At 52.5% G+C, this 20,187-nt stretch carries 20 protein-coding genes; 4 read left to right on the top strand and 16 right to left on the bottom strand.

Translation table 11 applies throughout. From position 1 onward, the window contains the following. Positions 1-83: 83 nt before the first annotated feature. Together BN3772_RS26655 and BN3772_RS26650 are read left to right on the top strand one after the other, a co-directional pair. A complete protein-coding gene (locus tag BN3772_RS26655) occupies positions 84-1,415 on the top strand; it encodes an RHS repeat protein (RefSeq protein WP_042203378.1) in 1,332 nt (443 codons plus the stop codon). Positions 1,416-1,503: 88 nt separating this feature from the next. Beyond that, positions 1,504-2,316 (top strand): hypothetical protein, encoded by an 813-nt coding sequence (locus tag BN3772_RS26650; RefSeq protein WP_042203377.1) that lies wholly within the window; start codon positions 1,504-1,506, stop codon positions 2,314-2,316. A gap of 66 nt (positions 2,317-2,382) precedes the next feature. Here the strand turns inward: BN3772_RS26650 and BN3772_RS26645 are convergent, their stop codons facing one another. The 10 genes from BN3772_RS26645 to hemE all read right to left on the bottom strand — a co-directional run bounded on the left by BN3772_RS26645 (position 2,383) and on the right by hemE (position 12,921). Further along, positions 2,383-2,910, bottom strand: a complete 528-nt coding sequence (locus BN3772_RS26645) for a tetratricopeptide repeat protein (protein ID WP_244444851.1) — start codon at positions 2,908-2,910, stop codon at positions 2,383-2,385. A gap of 49 nt (positions 2,911-2,959) precedes the next feature. Then, positions 2,960-4,873, bottom strand: a complete 1,914-nt coding sequence (locus tag BN3772_RS26640; protein ID WP_042203376.1) for an ABC-F family ATP-binding cassette domain-containing protein — start codon at positions 4,871-4,873, stop codon at positions 2,960-2,962. 36 nt (positions 4,874-4,909) lie between these two features. Continuing rightward, complete coding sequence (locus BN3772_RS26635) at positions 4,910-5,533, bottom strand: TetR/AcrR family transcriptional regulator (protein ID WP_042203375.1); 624 nt, start codon at positions 5,531-5,533, stop codon at positions 4,910-4,912. Positions 5,534-5,597: 64 nt separating this feature from the next. Then, positions 5,598-6,398 carry a DUF92 domain-containing protein gene (locus tag BN3772_RS26630; RefSeq protein WP_042203411.1) on the bottom strand — a complete coding sequence of 267 codons (801 nt, stop codon included), beginning with the start codon at positions 6,396-6,398 and terminating at the stop codon, positions 5,598-5,600. Between the two features lie 18 nt (positions 6,399-6,416). Next, the gene (locus BN3772_RS26625; RefSeq protein ID WP_042203374.1) at positions 6,417-7,040 is read right to left on the bottom strand and encodes a fumarylacetoacetate hydrolase family protein; all 624 of its coding nucleotides are present in this window, start codon (positions 7,038-7,040) and stop codon (positions 6,417-6,419) included. Positions 7,041-7,079: 39 nt separating this feature from the next. Continuing rightward, positions 7,080-7,811, bottom strand: a complete 732-nt coding sequence (locus BN3772_RS26620) for a glycerophosphodiester phosphodiesterase (protein ID WP_042203410.1) — start codon at positions 7,809-7,811, stop codon at positions 7,080-7,082. A gap of 95 nt (positions 7,812-7,906) precedes the next feature. Next, on the bottom strand, positions 7,907-9,142 hold the full coding sequence (locus BN3772_RS26615) for a CapA family protein (RefSeq protein ID WP_244444849.1): 1,236 nt from the start codon (positions 9,140-9,142) through the stop codon (positions 7,907-7,909). A gap of 297 nt (positions 9,143-9,439) precedes the next feature. Next, positions 9,440-10,894: a protoporphyrinogen oxidase gene (gene hemG / locus BN3772_RS26610; RefSeq protein ID WP_042203371.1), complete on the bottom strand. Its 1,455-nt coding sequence runs from the start codon at positions 10,892-10,894 to the stop codon at positions 9,440-9,442. Beyond that, entirely contained in the window at positions 10,891-11,841 is a 951-nt protein-coding gene (gene hemH, locus BN3772_RS26605) for a ferrochelatase (RefSeq protein ID WP_042203370.1), read from the bottom strand. The genes hemG and hemH overlap by 4 nt, the downstream gene beginning before the upstream one ends. Positions 11,842-11,859: 18 nt before the next feature. Continuing rightward, positions 11,860-12,921 carry a uroporphyrinogen decarboxylase gene (hemE, locus tag BN3772_RS26600; protein ID WP_042203369.1) on the bottom strand — a complete coding sequence of 354 codons (1,062 nt, stop codon included), beginning with the start codon at positions 12,919-12,921 and terminating at the stop codon, positions 11,860-11,862. A gap of 228 nt (positions 12,922-13,149) precedes the next feature. On the opposite strand from hemE, the gene BN3772_RS26595 reads away from it, so the two are divergent. After that, positions 13,150-14,370, top strand: a complete 1,221-nt coding sequence (locus tag BN3772_RS26595; protein WP_042203368.1) for an MFS transporter — start codon at positions 13,150-13,152, stop codon at positions 14,368-14,370. A 15-nt stretch (positions 14,371-14,385) separates the two neighbouring features. Here the strand turns inward: BN3772_RS26595 and BN3772_RS26590 are convergent, their stop codons facing one another. Then, positions 14,386-15,015 (bottom strand): O-methyltransferase, encoded by a 630-nt coding sequence (locus BN3772_RS26590; protein ID WP_042203367.1) that lies wholly within the window; start codon positions 15,013-15,015, stop codon positions 14,386-14,388. Positions 15,016-15,205: 190 nt separating this feature from the next. Here BN3772_RS26590 and BN3772_RS26585 point away from each other — a divergent pair, with 190 nt between their 5' ends. Continuing rightward, positions 15,206-16,345, top strand: a complete 1,140-nt coding sequence (locus BN3772_RS26585) for a THUMP domain-containing class I SAM-dependent RNA methyltransferase (RefSeq protein ID WP_042203366.1) — start codon at positions 15,206-15,208, stop codon at positions 16,343-16,345. Positions 16,346-16,455: 110 nt separating this feature from the next. Here the strand turns inward: BN3772_RS26585 and BN3772_RS26580 are convergent, their stop codons facing one another. The 5 genes from BN3772_RS26580 to BN3772_RS26560 form a co-directional block, all read right to left on the bottom strand. Then, on the bottom strand, positions 16,456-17,280 hold the full coding sequence (locus tag BN3772_RS26580) for an aldo/keto reductase (RefSeq protein ID WP_042203365.1): 825 nt from the start codon (positions 17,278-17,280) through the stop codon (positions 16,456-16,458). A 194-nt stretch (positions 17,281-17,474) separates the two neighbouring features. Beyond that, positions 17,475-17,717: a YuzB family protein gene (locus BN3772_RS26575; RefSeq protein ID WP_039871963.1), complete on the bottom strand. Its 243-nt coding sequence runs from the start codon at positions 17,715-17,717 to the stop codon at positions 17,475-17,477. A gap of 39 nt (positions 17,718-17,756) precedes the next feature. Continuing rightward, positions 17,757-18,059 carry a HesB/IscA family protein gene (locus BN3772_RS26570; RefSeq protein ID WP_039871960.1) on the bottom strand — a complete coding sequence of 101 codons (303 nt, stop codon included), beginning with the start codon at positions 18,057-18,059 and terminating at the stop codon, positions 17,757-17,759. A 133-nt stretch (positions 18,060-18,192) separates the two neighbouring features. Further along, on the bottom strand, positions 18,193-18,444 hold the full coding sequence (locus tag BN3772_RS26565) for a hypothetical protein (RefSeq protein WP_042203364.1): 252 nt from the start codon (positions 18,442-18,444) through the stop codon (positions 18,193-18,195). Between the two features lie 224 nt (positions 18,445-18,668). Beyond that, positions 18,669-19,883: a M14 family metallopeptidase gene (locus tag BN3772_RS26560; protein WP_042203362.1), complete on the bottom strand. Its 1,215-nt coding sequence runs from the start codon at positions 19,881-19,883 to the stop codon at positions 18,669-18,671. Positions 19,884-20,187: the final 304 nt, after the last annotated feature.

The following is a 20,187-nucleotide window of genomic DNA, read 5'->3' as shown; positions in this document are numbered from 1 at the left end:
ATGTCATATTCCGACACAATCTTCATACATCTTCCTTTATGCTAAATTGGTATTCATTACTTTATTTAGGAGGATGATGTTAAATGATCAAAAAGGTAGCACTTCTTGCACTATCATCAACTTTATTATTTGGTAATCTAGTCGCCGCAAGCTCTCAAACTTCCAAGATACAGGATACGTCAGAATATTCTATTGAGTGGTCTAATAACTCCGATAGTAGAGTAATCACACAAGTAACAGTAGATGGTTCTGATTATAGCTATACTTATAGCAATAATAATAACCGACTGACAAAAGTATCAGAAAAAGGTAACTCAATATATTCTTACAATGAACAATCGCTATTAATAGAAGAACATCGAAATAACGATAGCTATGAGTATATCTACGACTCTACAAATGATCTTATCGGTTTCAAGCTTAATGGCATATACTATGGTTATATTAAAGATGATGATTTAAATGTTATCGCAATTGTGGACACAAATGGCATTGAAATTGTTAGATATGAATATGATAGCAACGGAAAAACCTCATCTATTTTAGGAAAAGATACTAACGGTGCTTGGATCGATCAAAGTCAGGATCCCAATTTTATAGGTAACCTTAACCTTATTAGATTACATTCTTTTTATTATGATATAGAATCTGGATTATACTATAATGGCGACAGATACTATGATTCACAAATTAATGAATATATCGTAAGTGGTGATACACTTGTAACTCCATTTGTTTCGCAAGCCATGCTTACACAGATCAGCCAGTGGAGGACATCACTGATGCAAGACAGTAATTTTGGTAAATCAATTTCATATAGTTCTAATTGGTACAGCGGGCTATCCGATGTTGAGCTGTTGAGCCGTTTGATCTATGCTGAAAACACATCTAATAGCGCGGACCAAAATGCTGTGACATGGGTACTAATTAATCGAAAACTCCAAAATTCTTCTGAATTTGGTGGTGGCACTTATAGAGGTGTTGCTACTAAATCAGGCGCATTTGAACCCATCACAGGATCCTCAAGCGGAACTACTAACGCCCGGGTGCCAAATACAAGCTCATCTTTGTGGAGTAACGCAGTTTGGAATGCGTGCGTTCTTTTAACAACATCCAGCACGACCGACTATGCTGACATCATCACCAAGCCACCGGGAATATCCAATCAGTTGTTTTTTGTTGGACTTTCATATTTTTTAACTGGTGTTAGTCAAGATGTAACTCCTGTCGGATCAGGTATTAAATATAGTCTGAATGGAGGCTCCACCTTCGTTCCTATAAAAAATATAGTAATTGTTTTTAGTTCAAGCAGCTCCTTTCAAAATCCTACTTCAAGATCAGCAATCACCAGTCACTCCAGTCTTGATACTGCCTCCGAACGCGCAACTCACAATATCTTTTTTAATTTAAATTAATTTTTGATTGTCGATTATGGATTCAGCAACAGAAGGATCGAAGCTACCTTCTGTTGCATCTTTTATTTATTCAATAGGTGGTTGAACCATGAAAAACATACTTACCGTTATAGTTATTGTTATTATGATTTTTGCAAATGGATGCTCTAACCAAATTGGATCAAAGGATAGCTCTCACCCGATGCATTCACTGCCAGCAGATTTCACAACAGATAAAATTCAAAGGGCTTTTGATGAATATGTTAACTACCGGTTATGGTTTTATCCAAAGTCAGTACCTGGTAACAGCTATGAATTCGATTCTTATGTTGGACAAAAAATCAATGCAGAAATCCGCCTATACGCTAGCGCCCCCGATACTCCCTATATTCATACAGATATTGGAGATTGGCTGGCCATCTTTAAAACTTTTAACGGATTTGTATACTGTGATGGTATCGCGGATATTGAAAATAGTGTACTATCTTTGAGTAATTATGAGGTTATTGACAGGTTTACTCTGGATGTCAAGCATGCACATACTCCAAACTATGGAGTTTCTGAAACTAAAGAAGAAATCATCAAAGCAATCGAAAACAATATCCAAAAAATCACTAAAGATCTTTTGGACAGTACAGACAGAGAGTTATGGGAACAGTCCACAGTTTACTTGACAAATTTTTATGAATACGAGCAAGGAGTAAGTATCTGGTTTGTTAGAGAAGATCATTACGTGTGGCAGGTTCCAGTCAGCTTCATCAAAATTAACGGGATCTATGAAACACAGAGCTTAAAAGGTTATGGCTTTGATAATTTATTTGATTTGGAGCTACACGACCCTGGTAGATATACGTTCGAAAAACAAATTAGTGATGCTGTAAAGATATATAAAATAGATAATAAGCAACTAACCCCTCTATAAACAAAAAAACAAGCTAATTACCGGGCGCTCCGGTCTTAGCTTGTTTTTTGTTTAAACAACGAGACTTTATTTCCACACCTGATCCAGCTTGTCCGCGTAAAACGAGATTGCTTTGCGGTACTCCTGGATGCCTGTGTTGGCAGAGGTTTCGGCTAGCAGCCTGAGCAATATCCCCATGCCCTCACCGTGCTCTCCCAGGTTATACAGTGTCATTGCAAGAAAAGCCTGAAACTCTGCCCACTCCGGGAATTCCTCAGCTGCCTGCTGCAGTATTGTCCTGGCACGGGTATATTCGCCCAGTGTCCGGTACGTGCTGCCCAGCCCCAACAATGCTCCAATCCTCTGCTCCAGCGGCAGCCCTATGGCAAGACTTTGCTTATAGTAGGGAACTGCCTCCCGCTCAAGTCCAAGCACATCATGGGTCCAGGCGAGCTGGTACAGCAGCTCGGCATTGGAACCGCTAATGCTATCGGCACCGGCATCAGCCGCGTCATCCTTGCTCTCTGCCGCCAGCAGATCCAGAAGAAGCACCCGCGCCTCTTCTGCCCGGCCGTTCTCCCGCAGTGCTATGGCTTCCTGCATCTTTGTATCCAAGCCAGACGCCTCCTGTATTTCAAAAGTGATTCACCTACACTGGCCTGGGCTACTTAGCGGCGATCCGCTCTGCAAGCTCATTCAGATAGGTCCAGCGCTCCATCAGCCGCTCCAGCTCAGCCTCACCCTGCTTCTGCTGCTCAACCAGCTCCTGAAGGGCTGCCGAATCGGCAAAGGCCGCCTCCATCTTCGCCGAGAGATCAACCAGATGCTGCTCTGCCTGCTCGATCATCCCGTCGATCGTCTCATATTCCTTCTGCTCCTTGAAGGTGAATTTCACCTTCTCCCTTACCGGGGCTGTAACAGCCGCAGCAGCAGGCTCCTGTACTGAACTTCGCTTGGCAGCTCCGTCGGTACCGGCGGGCACATTTTTGGCCAGCCATTCTTCATATTCAGTATAATCACCGACATGCAGCCGGATTGAACCGTTCTCGAACGCGATCAGCTTATCAATCGTGCGGTCTAGGAAATACCGGTCATGGGATACGGTGAAAACTACACCGGGGAATTCATCGAGATAATCTTCCAGAATCGCCAGCGTTCCGATATCCAGATCATTCGTCGGCTCGTCCAGCAGCAGCACGTTAGGCGCGCCCATGAGCACCCTCAGCAGATAGAGGCGTCTCTTCTCTCCGCCGGACAACTTGGCAATCGGTGTCCACTGCATCGCCGGCGGGAACAGGAAACGTTCCAGCATCTGACCGGCTGTAATAACGCTGCCGTCCGCTGTACGGACGATTTCCGCTTCTTCTTTTACATATTCAATGACCCGCATCGTATCATCCATGTCCTGATGCTCCTGAGTGAAATAGCCCAGCTTAACGGTTGCACCCAGCTCTACCTCACCGCTGTCCGGCTGCAGCCTACCCGCAATTAGATTCAGCAGTGTGGATTTGCCGCTGCCGTTGGGCCCCACAATACCGACCCGGTCCTGCGGCACAGCAATATAAGTCAGGTCCTTAATCAAGGTACGGCCGTCCAGCACTTTGGTTAGATCCTTCATTTCAATAATCTTGCGCCCCAGACGCGTCGATGCCACTGAAATGTCCATAGAGCCTGCTGAACTTCCGCCTACGCTGTCCTTAAGCTTTTCAAACCGGTCAATTCTCGCCTTTTGCTTCGTTGTGCGCGCCTTGGCTCCGCGGCGGATCCAGGCCAGCTCCGTTCTCAGCAGGTTGCGGCGCTTCTGCTCTTCAGACGCCTCGCGCTCCTCGCGCTCCGCCTTGAGCTCCAGAAACCGCGAATAGTTCGCTTCATAACGGTACAGCCGCCCGCCGTCCAGCTCCAGCATCACACTCGCGACACGCTCCAGGAAGTAGCGGTCATGCGTAATCATCAGCAGTGCTCCGCGTCGTTTTTGCAGATATTGCTCCAGCCAGGCCACAGAATCAGTATCGATATGGTTGGTAGGCTCGTCCAGAATAAGCAGCTCAGACGGGGTAATCAGTGCAGCAGCAAGAGCAACACGCTTACGCTGGCCGCCCGAGAGCGTCTCTATCAGCGCATCAAACTGGGTAATCCCCAGTTTTGTAAGCACTGTTTTGGCTTCACTTTCCAGCTGCCAGATCCCGGCCGCGTCAATTTTTTGGCCAATCCGTACCAGTGCAGCCTCAAGCTCAGCGTTGCCCGGATTATTGTCCAGTCCGGAGAGAATCTCCATATATTCACGCATAGTCCGCAGGTCCGGATCATCGCCGGCAAACACCTGCTGCAGCACTGTATTCCCCGGCTCAAAGGGCGGATTCTGCGCCAGATACTGGACCCGCACACCGTTACCGATGGCAATCTGCCCTTCGTCCGCAGTATCCAGCCCGGCAATTATTTTGAGAAAAGTCGATTTGCCTGTGCCGTTCACACCGATAACGCCAATTTTGTCCCGGTCATCCATCCCGAAGGATGCGTCCTTGAACAGGACTTTCTCCCCGTAGCTTTTGGAAAGATGCTCCACTGTCATAATATTCATGCTCTGTCCTCACTTGCTATATAGTTTGATAGCGGATTACGCTTTGTCTTCTTCCTCTTCTTCAGGTATGGTATGTACCCGTTCTTCCTTCAGGCTGCCGAGTGCCCCATGGATAAACAGCCCTGCCGCAAAATCCGCCCGTTTACGCGCATCTTCCTCCGTGAACCCGGGACGCAGCATAATATCCATCTTGAGCCTGTCCAGTGTGCCGATATAGGATTCGGCCAGCAGCTCCGGCTCCTCAGCACCGCTGTCCTGCATAACCTTCATTACCGCATGCATATAGTCCTCCATAAAACGGGCCATAAAAGCCATCAGCTCTGGATGGTTATTAGGCGCACGGAAGAACAGCTTGGTATGCTGCTTACGCTCAAAATAGTACAGCAGATGATGGCCGGCAATTACGGCGAGCTGGTCCTGCAGGCTGCTGCAGCCTTTCAGCTTCATCTCCAGCTGCTCCAGGAAATCTTCGCAATCCCGGCGTGTAACAGCCAGAAACAGCTCTTCCTTGCTTTTAAAATATAAGTAGACGGTACCTTTGGCAATTCCCGCCCGCTCTGCCACTTCGGACATTTTCGTCTCATAAAAACCCCCTGAGCCGAAGAGTTCATAAGCCGCATCGAGAATAGCTGTATGCTTGTGACTTACTGTGCTGCCCAACCGTTTCACCTCCAAATCATAATCGCTTTGCCCCGTGCAGGAGCATTCTGCCGCCTGTTCTAGATCAGAGCAGGCGGACCAGCAGGGCCGCCGCGCCGCCGGCCAGCGTGCTAAGCGCGTTGACGGCATCGTTATTCATCCAGCGCCAGCCCCTGGCATGTACTGTAGGTCGGCCGCAGTGCCGCGAGGCTTCTACCTCGCGGCCGCATACGCCGCAGCGGTTCATCCGCTGTACCGTGGCCCCCAGGATCGAGTCGGCGAAGGCGCCGACTAGCCCGCCCAGCAGTCCTGCCAGCGTCAGCAGCAGGAAGGAGCGCTCTTCCATGCCGGAGACCGCCCGCAGCAGCCAGGAGGCTGCGCCAATCAGGACTCCGCCGGCGGCGGCGGCCAGCGTGCCAGGCAGCGACACGCCGCCTGAGGTGCCGGCCGGCAGCACCTTGCCGGTCAGCACAGAGCGCGGCGGCCGCTTGGCCAGCGTGCCGATCTCTGTCGCCCAGGTGTCGGACGTCACCGTAGCCATAACACCGATAAAGAGCAGCTCCCATAGCTCCAGCGGATAAACCGCGTTAAGCAATACCAGCAGCATGCCCATCCCGCCATTGGCAAAGACCTGCCCGGCATCCCGCGTCCCTGTTTTGTCGTAAGTGAGCTCCAGCTCCGCTTTATTTTCGTGATGCAGCCTGGAGAGAAGACTTGATGAGATAAAAAAGACCAGCAGAATGCCGAACCAGAAGGCATTGCCTGCCCCAAAATAAACCGTCCCCATCACAAAGGCTGCGATCATCCCTGAGAAGCTGAGTGATTGCCTGCGGTATGCCGCTCCCGCCACAAGCATAGCGCCCAAGGCGCCAATTATCCAAGACACCATTGCCGGCCAGCTCCTTTATCCGATGATGCAGGTGCCCAGCAGCCTGTCACCCCAGAACAGCTCGAAGGAATCACCCGAAACCACGGGTCCGACCCCGGCCGGTGTCCCTGTGAAGATCAGGTCATTTTTGCCGAGACCGTATCTGGCTGCAATAAAATCAACAATTTTCTGAAGCGGGAAAATCATATCCTTCACGTTGCCGCGCTGCACCTCTGCCCCGTTCTTACGGACAGTAAAGTCAGTAGCGTCCAGCTCCTCCTCTTCAGGAAAAGCAATGTACGGTGTCAGCGGAGCCGCATTTTTGAAGCCTTTTGCCGCCGTCCAGGGCAGCCCTTTCTTCTTCAGATCCTCCTGAACATCACGCAGCGTGAAGTCCAGGCCCAGCGCCATCACATCCACCAGCTCCTCCACACTCATGCCGGGGACATAATCACGGGCAATGCGCAGGACCAGCTCACCTTCATAGTGAATCTGGCCGGCATTCTGGGGAAGATGGATAATCGCCTTATCCAGCGCTACAGCAGCATGGGACGGCTTCAAAAAAATCAGCGGCTCTTGAGGAACCTTGTTCCCGAGCTCCTCCGCATGCAATCTGTAGTTCCTACCAACACAATACACATTATTAATATCAGCACACATTATAGCTTCAGCTCGCTTCCCTATTAATATGATGACAGATCAGGCTTTCAGAAAAGTATCGCCCCAAATATCCGGACGGTTCGTGCAGATCATAATATCAGCGTTCATCTCGGACAGCCGGCGCATTTCCTTCGCCTTATCCACCGTCCAGGCCATCATCTTCACCCCGCGTTCCGACATCAGCCGGGCCAGCCCCGGATTCAGCCTGGCAAAGCTGATCGACAGAAAGGAGCAGTCCAGCTCCTTCACCTTGCGCGCAGGATCACCCAGCCGTGAGTCATAGATCAGTCCCGTAACGATGCGTGTATCGAGCTCCTTAATCCGCTGGAGTACTCCTGCATCGAAGGAAGTCAGGACGACCTCGTCCCGCATGCCCTTGGAGGAGACCAGATCAATAACCGCCTTCTCCAGCCCCGGATACATATCTCCGCTTGTCTTCAGCTCAATATTCAGCTTCAGCCTCCCGGAGGCAAGCTCCAGCACCTCTTCCAGCGAAGGCACCTTCTCCCCGCGAAAAGCACGCCCCTTCCAGCTCCCCGCATCCAGCCGCCGCATAGGCTCAAAATCCATATTCTTCACCTTACCGTGCCCGTTCGTCGTGCGGTCGAGCGTGAAGTCATGTATGACGACCGGCACACCGTCCCTGGTCAGCTGCACATCAATTTCCATCCAGCTGACAAAAGGAAGGGCAAGCGCCATACGTACGGCAGCGAGTGTATTCTCCGGCGCTTTGCCGGAAAAACCGCGATGGGCTACGCAACTATTATTCATCATCATCAATCCCTCCAGCTGAAGAAATGGCCTGTCACATACTCGGGTCAAGACTGGATCTAGATCATCCTTGTGCTGTATCAGCCGGACGCAGATTATCTTCCTGCCTGGACAACCCGCCCGTCACTGCCGATTCTGACCAGGCCCGCCGACAAGGATTGAACCTTGCTAAGCAGCAGCTGTCCGTCGGCATCGTTCATCGGCACCGGCTGTCCCAGCTCGGCATCCATCGGATGCAGCGTCAGCGAGCACTCGCCTTTAATGCTGCACTCCGCCTGGAAGACTGCCGTTTCCCAGGTAGCCGGGGTTGTGGAGCGGGTAAAAATAAAGTTACCTGTGCTGTAGGCAATCCATTTGCCCTTATAAGGCTCAATCCCTTGAAGCACATGCGGATGGCCGCCGATAACCAGGTCTGCTCCGGCATCAATGAAGCTGCGCCCCAGTGTCTGCTGTGTAGAGTCATATTGCTCCACCCGCTCTTTCCCCCAATGGACGACTACAACGACGATGTCCGCTTTTTTCTTAACGGCTGAGATCGTCTTGAGCGCTTCCGTACTGTCGTACACCGCCGCTAAGCCCGGTTTAGCGGCTCCGGCCGTCCAGTCACTGCGGGGAATGACCCGGGTAAAGCCCAGAAGGGCTATCTTAATTCCATTGCGTTCAAAATACTGTGCAGTATAAGCTTCTTTGCTGTTCTTGCCTGCTCCGACGTAAGGAATTCCCCGTGAGCTAAGATGGCTCAGTGTATCCAGCAGGCCCTGCTCGCCTTGATCCAGCGTATGATTGTTGGCCAGATTGACCGCATCCACACCGGCCGCTTTGAGTGCATCCAGTGCTGCGGGTGCGCCTTTGAACACAAATTGCTTATCAGCTGCGCCAACCCCGCCAGTCGTAATCGGAGTTTCCAGATTTACAACCGTCAGATCGTCCTTCTTGAACATCCCGTCCAGTGCAGAGTAGGAATACTCATAGCCCTTTTTCTGAAGCAGCTCGGCAACCTTACCCGCAAAGATGACATCGCCGGCAAAATTCATGGTAACGGTCTGCCCCGCAGCATTCTCAGGAAGGCCGGAGACATCCTGTTCCTGGCCGCCGCCTGTCTGCGCACCGTCTTCCGCTATTCCATCTGCTGACGGTGTTGGTGACGGCTCTTCCTTGGCAGGCGATGGTGACGGCGATGGCGTGGCCTCCGCAGTTGGCGATGGTGACGGTTCCGGAGTTGCCTCAGCTGTAGGCAACGGCTCAGCCGCTAAGGAAGGGGCTGCTGACGGGAGCTCCGGCGATGGTGTTGGAGCCGCAGTTGCCGTGCTCTCAGCCGGCGGAAGTTCCACAGCACTGCCGCTCCCTCGGTCTCCTATGAAATAATAGGTTAACATGGCGGTGATCAACAATAACAGACTTACATTAGTCCATGCCCAAACCGTTCTGCGCCGGCGTTTTTTCTTGTTTTCATCTTTCTTGCGGCTCTGTGATCGCGACGGATACATGGATACAAATAATCTCCTTTATGCGTAAAAGTGTTTCTATTATAGCATATCTGGCAGGCTGCCCTCCAAATCATACTAATGCGCCCGGCGTATCCCAAACCGCAGAAAAAAACGGTGAAGCCCCAGCTTCACCGTTCCTTCTTATTTTACAGCCGCCGCCTCTGGCTCCGGCAGCTTCCCAAGGCCGCCAGCCGCAGCTCCGGCAGTATCCTTAGCCTGCCTGATGCAGTCCGGCAGGCCGATTGCATCATAGCCTGCCCCAAAGGCATATACGCCCGGCAATTTCTGCCCCAGCTCACTGCGCAGGCCGGCAATCCGGGCCAGATGGCCGACCGGATATTGCGGCATGGAGCGGCGGAGACGGGTAATTTCCGTAAAGAGCGGCTTTGCGGTGATGCCCATAATCTCCCGCAGATCCTTCAGCACCAGTTCTGTAAGCGCATCGTCCGGCAGCTCCACATTCTGCTCATCCCCGGAGCGGCCGACATAGCAGCGCAGCAGCACCTTATCGTCCGGGCTGGTATGCAGCCACTTGGTCGAAGTCCAGGTGCAGGCGGTTATATTACGGCCCTCCTTGCGGGGGACCAGGAAGCCTGAGCCGTCGTACTCTGTAACGATGTCTTTCTTGGCAAACGCTACAACTACATTTGCCACAGATACATAGTTCACGTTCTCCAGCGGTGATACATCCACATGCGGCCGGAGTAAGCCGGCAGCGGCAAAATCCTGCACGGTAACGTAGATATCATCCGCCTGCAGAACTTCGCCGCTTTCCAGGTGCACCAGATACCGCGGTGCATCCTGTAATCCGCTCTTACTAATGGCCGCTGCTGCTGCTCCGGTCCGCTGCTCTACATCATGCATCTCCCGGATCATCGTCTGCACAAGGCTCTGCAGGCCGCCCCTAAAGGTTAGGAAGGCGCTCTTCTTGGTGCCGGTATGGGTCTCCACCGGCTTGCGGCCGGTGGTCATACCCCGAATCAGGCTTCCATACTTGCGCTCAACCTCCCCGAACTGCGGGAACGTCGCCTGGAGGCTGATCTTGCGCATATCGCCGGCATAAATCCCCGCCAGCAGCGGCTCGGTCATATTCTCGAGCACCTCTGTCCCAAGACGGCGCTCAATCAGCTCGCCCAGTGATTCATCCTCCCGGCTGCGGCGCGGCGGAAGCACAAAATCAAGCATCGCCCGGACCTTGCCGCCGAAGGAGACCAGGCCGCTCTGCAGGAACGGCTTCAGCTCAGTCGGAATACCAAGCACCAGTCCTGCCGGCATCGGGTGCAGCTTGCCCTTTTGCAGTATGTACGTCTTCTTGGCGTTAGGGTTCGTGCTCACCAGCTCATGGTCAAGCTTAAGCTCCCGGGCCAGCTCAACCATTGCCGTCTTGCGGGCCAGAAACGAATCCGGGCCCTTCTCGATAACAAAGCCTTCACGCTGCAGCGTCTCGATCTTCCCGCCAAGAACATTATCCTTCTCCAGAAGAACAATGTCAGGCTGGACGCCTGCTTCCCGGTAGTACTTACGCACATAAAAAGCGGCGCTGAGGCCGCTGAGGCCTCCGCCGATAATCACTACTTTACGGTGTGGTGCGGTCATAGCTGCTTCACCTGCAGCTCGCCGGCTTTGGCGCGGACCACATCACTGAGAACAGACATATATGCCGGATCACTGTTCAGCGACTCAATACGCATCAGGCGCATATCCAGCTCAGCGGCAAGCGCCTGGGCCTCGATGTCCAGGTCGTACAGCACCTCCAGATGATCAGACACGAATCCGATCGGGGCTGACAGCACATATTTCACTTCACTCTTGGCCAGCTCACGCATGGTATCAAGGATGTCCGGACCCAGCCACGGCTCAGCCGTTCTTCCCGCACTCTGCCAGGTGAACTGCCAATTGCTTACACCCGTCTGACCAGCAATAGCCTGCGAGGTTGCAAGCAGTTGATCGACGTAAGGGTCTCCCATTGCCAGAATCCGCTCAGGCAGGCTGTGTGCGCTGAACAGCACGCGCACATCGCCGCGCGCCGAACCGGTCTCTTCGAACTGGTCGAGCTTCACCGATACCCGGCGGCTGAGCACTTCAACCAGCTCCGGGTGCAGATGATAGCTTTCTACGAAGGTTATGGTGATTCCACAGGCTTCCGCTTTTTCTTTTGCCCGTTTAATGTATGTTCCAACACTCATAACCGAATAATGCGGGGCCAGCACGATACCGACAGCATGATTAATGCCGTCCCGCACCATTGCTTCCACACCGTCTTCGATAAAAGGCCTGGCATGCTTCAGTCCCTGATAACACACATATTCTACGTCCCCGCCAGATTTATTCAAAGTCTCCTGAAGCGCCTCAACCTGCCGGTCGGTATTTTCCCTAAGCGGAAATACGCCTCCGACAATGGCTTCATAGCGGTCTTTGAGCTCCTTGAGCTGTTCAGCAGAAGGGGCATGCCCGCGCCGGATATGGGTGTAATAAGCCTCTACCTGCTCCAGGCTTTCGGGTGTGCCGTACGACATCACTAGAACACCGATTTTTGCAGTCATGGAATTCAGCTCCTTATGTTAATTGTGCGGCTTAGCCGCCTGTTTCAGCGCCTGCTTCGAATAGTCGTGGATGTATTCCGTCAGCTCTCTTAGCGTATCCAGCGAAGCCTCGGGAAATAAGCCGTGCCCCAGGTTGAATATATATCCGGGCTGCTCTATCCCCTCGTCGATCAGATCCTTGGCCCGCTCCTTAAGCAGTTCCATCGGTGCGGTCAGCAGATAAGGATCGAGGTTGCCCTGAACAGCAAAGCCGCCTCCGGTTCTGCGTCTGCCTTCTGTAAGGCTTACACGCCAGTCCAGTCCGATTACATCAGCCTTCAGGTCCTTAAGGCTCGGAAGGAGCTCGCCGGAGCTTACGCCGGGAAAATAAATCTTCGGCACATTAAGATCCGACAGCTCGGCAAAAATACGGGTAATTGTAGGCAATACGTAGCGTTCGAAATCACGCGGGGCCAGCGCCCCGACCCAGCTGTCAAACAGCTGGAACGCCTTGCCGCCGCTCTTTACATGGGCACGCAGATAAGTGATAACCATATCGCCCAGCTTATCCATCAGCTGCTCCCAGACATGCGGCTGGCTGAACATCATTTCTTTGGTCCGGTGATAGCTCTTTGAAGGCCTGCCTTCAATTAAATAGCTGGCAATAGTGAACGGTGCGCCGGCAAATGTAATCAGCGGCACCTCCAGCTCCTTGTCCAGGATAGCGATTGTTTTCAGAATATGGCCCAAATCGCCTTCTACATCAATCGGTTTCAGACGGTCTACATCGGCAGCACTGGTGATCGGATTCTCGATCACCGGACCGATATTCTTCACAATGTCGAATTTAATGCCAAGCGAAGCGACCGGATTCATAATGTCGGAATACAGGATAGCCGCATCCACACCCAGCTTGCGCACAGGCATCAAGGTTACTTCAGCCGCAAGCTCCGGCTGGCTGCAGATTTCCAGCAGCGAATATTTCTCCTTGATTTTACGGTACTCGGGATCATAACGGCCGGCTTGCCGCATGTACCATACGGGAACGTGGTCCGTCTCCTGCTGTCTGCAGGCGCGGATAAAAGTGTCATTGTAGGTCATGATAAGATCTCCATTGTTTTTTGATAGGATAGTTGCACACGCATATCACTTATTATGCCCCTTTTAAAAGAGGGTAACAAGCGTTCTCACCCGGACGGAATGACAATCCAATGACATTACTATGACAAGTGTTGCACCGGGAAGCTTAAATTTTATGATATACTGATATAATGTCAATTTTTCGTGAATTTTTTCGCATAATATTTATTGAAAGGAAGTGAAAGCACTTTGAAGAACCGGGAGACCTGGAAGATCAACCTCATGGTGCTTTGGTTTGGCCAATTTCTCGTAAATGCCGGTATGACTATGATTACCCCGTTCCTGTCCCTTTATCTCGCGAAGGATTTAGGTGTTGTCGGTGACAGGGAAATCGGACTCTGGGCAGGACTTATTTTTGCCGCAAATTTTTTGACCTCATTTATATTTCAGCCGCTTTGGGGTAAGCTCGCCGACAAATACGGCCGTAAGATCATGCTGCTGCGCTCCAGCTTCGGCATGGCGATTGTCATTGTGCTGATGGGCTTTGCCCAGACCCCGATGCAGCTGCTGCTGCTCCGGCTGCTGAACGGGACAATATCAGGCTTCAATCCGGCTTCGATCGCTCTGGTGTCCGGTACAACCCCCAAGCACCGTATGGGATTTGCCATGGGCCTGATGCAGTCCGGCTCGGTAGCAGGTACCATCCTGGGACCGCTTATCGGCGGCCTGCTTGCTGACTGGATCGGGTTCCGCCCGATTTTTTACGTCGTAGGTGCGTTGCTGTTTGTAGCCTCACTGCTTGCTTTATTCCTGGTAAAAGAAAAATTCAGCCGCGAAGAGGCGGCCAAGGTGCCGCAGGCGTCTGTGCTGGAGGGATTCAAGGAGCTGGCCAAGGTGCCGCAGCTGCCTGCACTGTTCGGTGTGACCTTTCTGCTGCAGTTCGCGATGATCAGCCCGATGTCACTGCTGCCGATCTACGTCGAAAAGCTGCACGGATCGGCTGTCAATATCGCCTTCTGGGCGGGAATGGTCAGCGCGGTGACCGGTATTTCCAATATGCTTGCCTCACCGCTGCTCGGTAAGCTGAGCGATAAGGTCGGTGCCCACCGGATTCTGACGTATGCGCTAATCGGGGCTGCGCTGTTTCTGATTCCTCAGGCTTTTGTGACAAGTGTATGGCAATTAATTATTGTACGCTTCCTGATGGGAGTCTTTATGGGCGGGCTGCTGCCGAGTGTGAACGCACTAATCCGTTCCTACACCCCTGACGGCAAGGAGAGCAGGGCCTTCGGCTTCAACAGCAGCACGCTGGCCCTGGGCAATATGCTGGGGGCGGTAATCGGCGGGTTTTTGTCCGGCTATATCGGTATCGAGGGCTTGTTCATCATCTCCGGCGGGTTCCTGCTGATCAATACCGTCTGGGTACGCTTCAAGCTGTACAAGCCGACCCGTCACCAGCTGTTCCGCTAATGATGTGCCGGATACTTATTTCACCATCGCCAGCGCCAGTCCGTCATAAGCCGGCAGCAGGGTGCTGATCAGCCGTTCATCACTTGCGATCCTTTCATTGAAGCTCCGCACCGCCTGAATCGCAGGGCCGTTACGCTCCAGATTCAGCGTGCGGCCGCGCAGAAAAATATTATCTCCGGCGATAATCGCCCCGGGCGCCGCAAGCCGGATCGCATACTCCAGATAGTCCGGATAGTTCAGCTTATCCGCATCGATAAAATAGAAATCAAAGGTCCGGCCCTCCGCTTCCAGCTCCTTCAGGCTGTCCAGTGCAGGGCCGATTCTATATTCCACTGCTTCTCCGAAGCCGGCTTTGGTTAGATGGCTCTGCGCCAGCTCCGCATATTCCGCCTTCAGCTCAAGGGAGGTCAGCTGTCCGCCGGAGGCAAATCCGCGGCACAGGCAAATACCGCTGTAGCCGCCAAGTGCGCCGATCTCCAGAATGCGCGTGGAGCGGGACAGCCTGACCAGCATCGACAGCAGCCGCCCGTATCCCGGAGCGACGGAGACCTCCGGCATGCCGTTAGCAAGGATCGCTTTTTTTACCTCAAGCAATAATTCGTCTTCTGTGTACAACATTTCACTGTATTCTTCCTGATTGAGCATATGTATTCTCCTTATCCTGTTGTGAAGTCACGCGCGTTCCCCTATACTTAAAAGGATTGGCTAGGCCAGGCCTTACTAAGCGTAGGCATGCACGGAATGAAGAAGGTATAAGAACCCGCTTTGACTGTCTGCTTTCCTTATTGTACTGGCTGGGAGCCACCATCTACAAGCTAAACGGAGTTGAGCACAATTGGGTAAATTACAACTGATCGCCACCGCCCCTATGGGTCTGGAGGCTGTAGTCGCACGTGAATTAAATGAACTGGGTTATGAGACCACTGTTGAGAACGGCCGGGTGTTATTCAGCGGGGATCTTATCGATATCTGCCGCTGCAACCTCTGGCTGCGCACCTCTGACCGGGTCCTGATCAAAATGGGCCAGTTCCCGGCCCGGACCTTCGATGAGCTGTTTGAAGGCGTCAAGGCCATCAGCTGGGAGGACTGGATTCCTGAGAACGGGGAGTTCCCGGTTGAGGGAAGGTCCCACAAATCCCAGCTTACCAGCGTACCTGCCTGCCAGGGGATTGTCAAGAAGGCGATTGTTGAGAAGCTGAAGCAGTCATATCACACCGAGTGGTTCACGGAGAACGGCCCGCGTTATGTGGTTGAAGTCATTCTGCTGAATGACATTGCTCTGATTACGCTGGATACCACCGGTCCTGCGCTGCATAAGCGCGGTTACCGCCGCCAGGCAACCGAAGCCCCGCTGAAGGAAACGATGGCCGCCGCCCTTATTCAGCTCAGCCGCTGGAATGGACACCGTCCGCTATACGATCCTTGCTGCGGCTCTGGTACTCTTCTGATTGAGGCGGCGATGATCGCCTGGAACATCGCGCCCGGACTGCGGCGTTCGTTCCCGTCCGAACACTGGCCGGAAATTCCGAAGCGCCTGTGGGAGGAAGCCCGCGACGAGGCCTTTGATGCTGTGCGCGATGATTACCCGCTGCAGCTGACCGGTACCGATATTGACCCGGCGGCTATTGAAATTGCCGAAGCCGCTGCCAAGAGCGCAGGTCTCGCCGGCGAGATCACATTCAAGCATATGGCCGCCGCCAAAGCCCGTCCGGAAGGCGAATACGGCTGCATCATCACGAACCCTCCTTACGGTGAGCGGATCAGTAATGATAAGGAAGTAGAGAAGCTCACCCGCCAGTTTGGCGAGATGATGCTGTATCTGCCGACCTGGTCCTTCTTCGCAATCAGTCCATATAAGGAATTCGAGCAATATTACGGCCGCAAAGCGGACAAGCGCCGCAAGCTGTACAACGGCCGGATTGAGTGCCAGTATTATCAGTATCTGGGACCGCTCCCGCCTCGTCAGCCGCAATAAGAGCTTACAGAAGAGCCTTAGACCACAACAGCATCACTGGCTGTGGTCTAAGGCTCTTCTTATTGCGTAATACCGATTGTACTTCTAAGCTCAGATGATGCTTTTCATAGCTAGAACATCAGTTTATCCGGATCTGTCCCGATCCGTTCACCGGCATCCAGTCCGCTAATAGCACTAACTTCTTCAGAAGTCAGCTCAAAATCAAAGATTTCGCTGTTCTCCTTAATGCGGGACGGGGTAACCGACTTCGGTATAATAACGATCCGGTTCTGCAGGCCCCAACGCAGGATCACCTGGGACACGGTCTTGCCGTGCTTACCGGCGATGCCCTGCAGCAGCCCGTTATCCTGCAGTCTGCCCTTCATCAGCGGCGCCCACGCCTCGATCTGAATCTGATGCTGAGCACAGTAGTCATGCAGCTCTTTCTGGATAAAACGCGGATGCAGCTCCACCTGGTTAACGGCAGGTACAATGCCGCTATCCTTGCGCAGCTCCTCCAGATGATGGATCTGGAAATTACTGACCCCGATCGCCCGCACCCGGCCTTCTTGATAGAGGCGTTCAAGTGCACGCCAGGTATCCTTATATTTATCCTTGCCCGGCCAGTGAATCAGATACAGGTCGATCATATCAAGACCAAGCTTCCTGCAGCTGGAGTCAAAAGCTTGCAGCGTCGTATCATAGCCTTGATCGGAATTCCAGACTTTAGTCGTCACAAACAGGCTGTCCCGTGCTACACCGCTTGATGCAATCGATTGTCCGACTTCTTCTTCATTGCCGTATACCGCAGCAGTATCAATACTTCTGTAGCCCAGCTCCAGTGCGGTTGTTACCGCATTAGCCACCTCGGCTCCCTCTGCTCTGAACGTACCAAGACCAAACCAGGGCATATGAACCCCGTTATTCAGAACCGTGCTGCCATTAAGATGCTTCATACCGTCTCATTCCCTCCTAAGTTTTGGCGGCTGCCGCCTATGTAATAGATCAATCAACAACCTGTATATTATAACACGTCAAGCAATCTGCCCCAAATCAGTGCAATTCCTCTGCATAACACAAAAGCCCCCGCCGGAGAGCAGGGACTTCTGTCCGGGAACGCCAGTCCATCCGGCATACCCATTATTTGAATTTATTCCTTAACAGCCGCCGGCTTCTTAACAAAAGCTTCTGCCTTAGCCAGCACCTCATCCTCGGTAGGAGCACTTACATAACGTCCGTTAATATAGATAAAGGCCCGTTTTCCGCAAGGTCCGCAGTAGGACTTGCAGCCGACTTTGATCTCGGCGTCAGGCGCCATCTTACGCAGCTTGGGCATGATCGTCTTCATTCTGGTGTGATTGCATTGATCACAGATCTGTATTTCGTTAGCCATGGAGCAACCCTTCTTTATGTCCTTATTTACAGCGGCGGTTTAGTGGTCGCCGTGATTGCCTTTGGACGGATTAGTAATGACAAAGCCTTCTTCCGGCAGATACAAGTAATCGATCTTCACACCGTCCAGCAGCGGCTGGTTCGGATCAAGAATAACATCGATATCTTTGTCGGTGGAGACCACGATGTCATTTTCCTTAGGCGTGTCCAGATCCAGACCGTAATGAGCATGGTCGCCGTGGGCATGTGTAATGGCTACGCGCAGCTTAAGCTCGCTGTTGCCTTCGAGTTCCATGGTTTTCTTTATCACTTTAGCCGCATTGCGGGTAATTTTGACGTTCATCATCATCCATCTCCTCAGCATCTACTTTAAAACCTCAATAATTCATTTTAAGGAAAGTAGTCTGCAAAAGCAACCTTCCCGGACAAATAGAAGGACGTCTTATGACAAAATACGTACAAAATTCTTTAAACTTTCATCTTACGCTTCCCAGACCCGGATATTTGCGGTCCATCCGTGACACGAACCAGCCCATCAGCAGCATGGTTACCCCTATATCATCAATCGGCATGAATGGCATTACATCAGGCAAAATCCAGTAGAGCAGTGCCGGTATGGTAAAAAGCAGCTTATCCCCCAGCGAGACGGAAGGCGACATTACGAATTTCCAGGTGCTTTTGAATATATAGGACCACTGTTTCAGGGACAGCAGTTTTCTTAGTTTCATAGATTACATTCCTCCTGCTTTTTTGCCTCAAATGAAAAGGGTACCGCCGCTATAGTACCTGTAAAAGGATTACGGCCGTACTCTTTGCTGTTCATTACGCAAATCAGCAGTTATTGTTTCATTTTTAATAAAAAATATAAAAAGGATACAGCCGCTAAGCACCGATAATCAGGATTGCGGCCGTACCCTTTGCTGCTATCTTACGCAAATTTGCAGCTTTTGTTTCAATTTTTATGCAAATTCGTAAGGATTTCCGCGATAATAAGACCGGTCTCCAAGGCCATGTCTTCAAAGTCTGCCAGCGGCAGCGGGTTTTTGCCGTTCCCAAGCTCGACTGTGAAGCCCGGCTTGCGGAACCGCTGGATGAACCAGTCCTTATAACCGGCATCGCTGCCGGCCAGCTCTACCGCCCTGTAGCCGCTTACTGCAGCCAAGCTTGCCGCCAGCTGCCTGCTCGAAGGCGGTTCATATCCGCGGTAATTCCAATAGATTTCAGCACCCTGGCTGTGCAGTGAAACTGCCGCTTCACCGGGATACTGCTCCGCAAGTGCGGCAAGCGCAGCTGCTTCAGGCTCGCTCAGCGGTGCCTGGCCGCTGTAATCACGCGGTGCAGGCCCGGAAATCTGCCGCCGCTTACGCTCCTCCTCCCAGTGAGCCGGGAACTGGTCGCCGAGATCAACGCCGCGGATATTGGCCTTCCAGTGGCGGAAGCTGCGCCGTCTGCTGTTCCATTTCAGCACCTCAGTGTAATAGGGATGACCCGGCAGCACCCCTTCCTGCACCAGTTCCACACCATCGGGATTAGCCATCGGCACAGCCCATAGCGTCCAATCCCGGAACCATCGTGCCGGATCATGCCCGTGCCAGTCACCGCCGGCTGCATAAGTTTCCGCATACTGCTCTATGAAAGACATCAGGCACGGGGAGGTCAGCCATTCGTTGGCATGCAGGGCGGCATTCACATGCAGATGGCAGGGGCCGCTGCCGATCCGCAGCAACTGCAGCGGCTTGCCCATAACGCTCATTCCTATACTGCTCGCATCAATAAAAGGATACTTTTGTGTAAGCAGCCTGGTATCCTCCTCTAGCTCCGCCGGGCCGTATTCGCCTTCTATGGTTACTATACTGCTTGGGGCAGCGTTGGGAATGACCAGCACTTTGCCCGGAGTGCAGCAGCGGCCGGCGGCGATACCCGGGTTCAGCAGCTCCAGTTCACCTATATCCACCCCGAACAGACCGGCGATGGCTGCTGCATCCTCCCCCTCCTGCACGGCGTAACGCTTACGCGGAGCAGAGGGCAGGAACAGAATCTGCCCCGGATAAAGATATGGCTGCCTGCCCGCCCACGGGTTCCCCTGAATAACATGCTCTGGTGTAAGTCCATATCTCGCCGCGATCCGGCTGACGGTATCTCCCTTGCGGGCAATATATTGCTGCATAGGTCTCATCCTCTCAGACTCTCTGGGTTGCCGTCATCCCTGCAAGTCTAAGGGACACACAGCCTCATTGTATTGTATGCAGCGCCTATCACCTGTCATGAACGAAAAGCTCTGCCGAAGGCTTGGCTGCACCAAAATAATGTAACCGCATACAAAGAGTGCAAAAGTAATAAAGCACCGGATACCCGGTGCAGCCGGAGTTGTGTGAATTTCATGTGACGGCGGGGACGGGATTTTGCTAATTCCTAAGACAAGCGGCGGCGGAGTCCGAGGAGCATATTACAGGCGGGGGTAGTGGGGGGGG

Source organism: Paenibacillus camerounensis, from assembly GCF_000723885.1.
Taxonomy (GTDB): Bacteria; Bacillota; Bacilli; order Paenibacillales; family Paenibacillaceae; genus Paenibacillus_AQ; species Paenibacillus_AQ camerounensis.
This window is presented reverse-complemented; position numbering and strand designations above follow the sequence as displayed.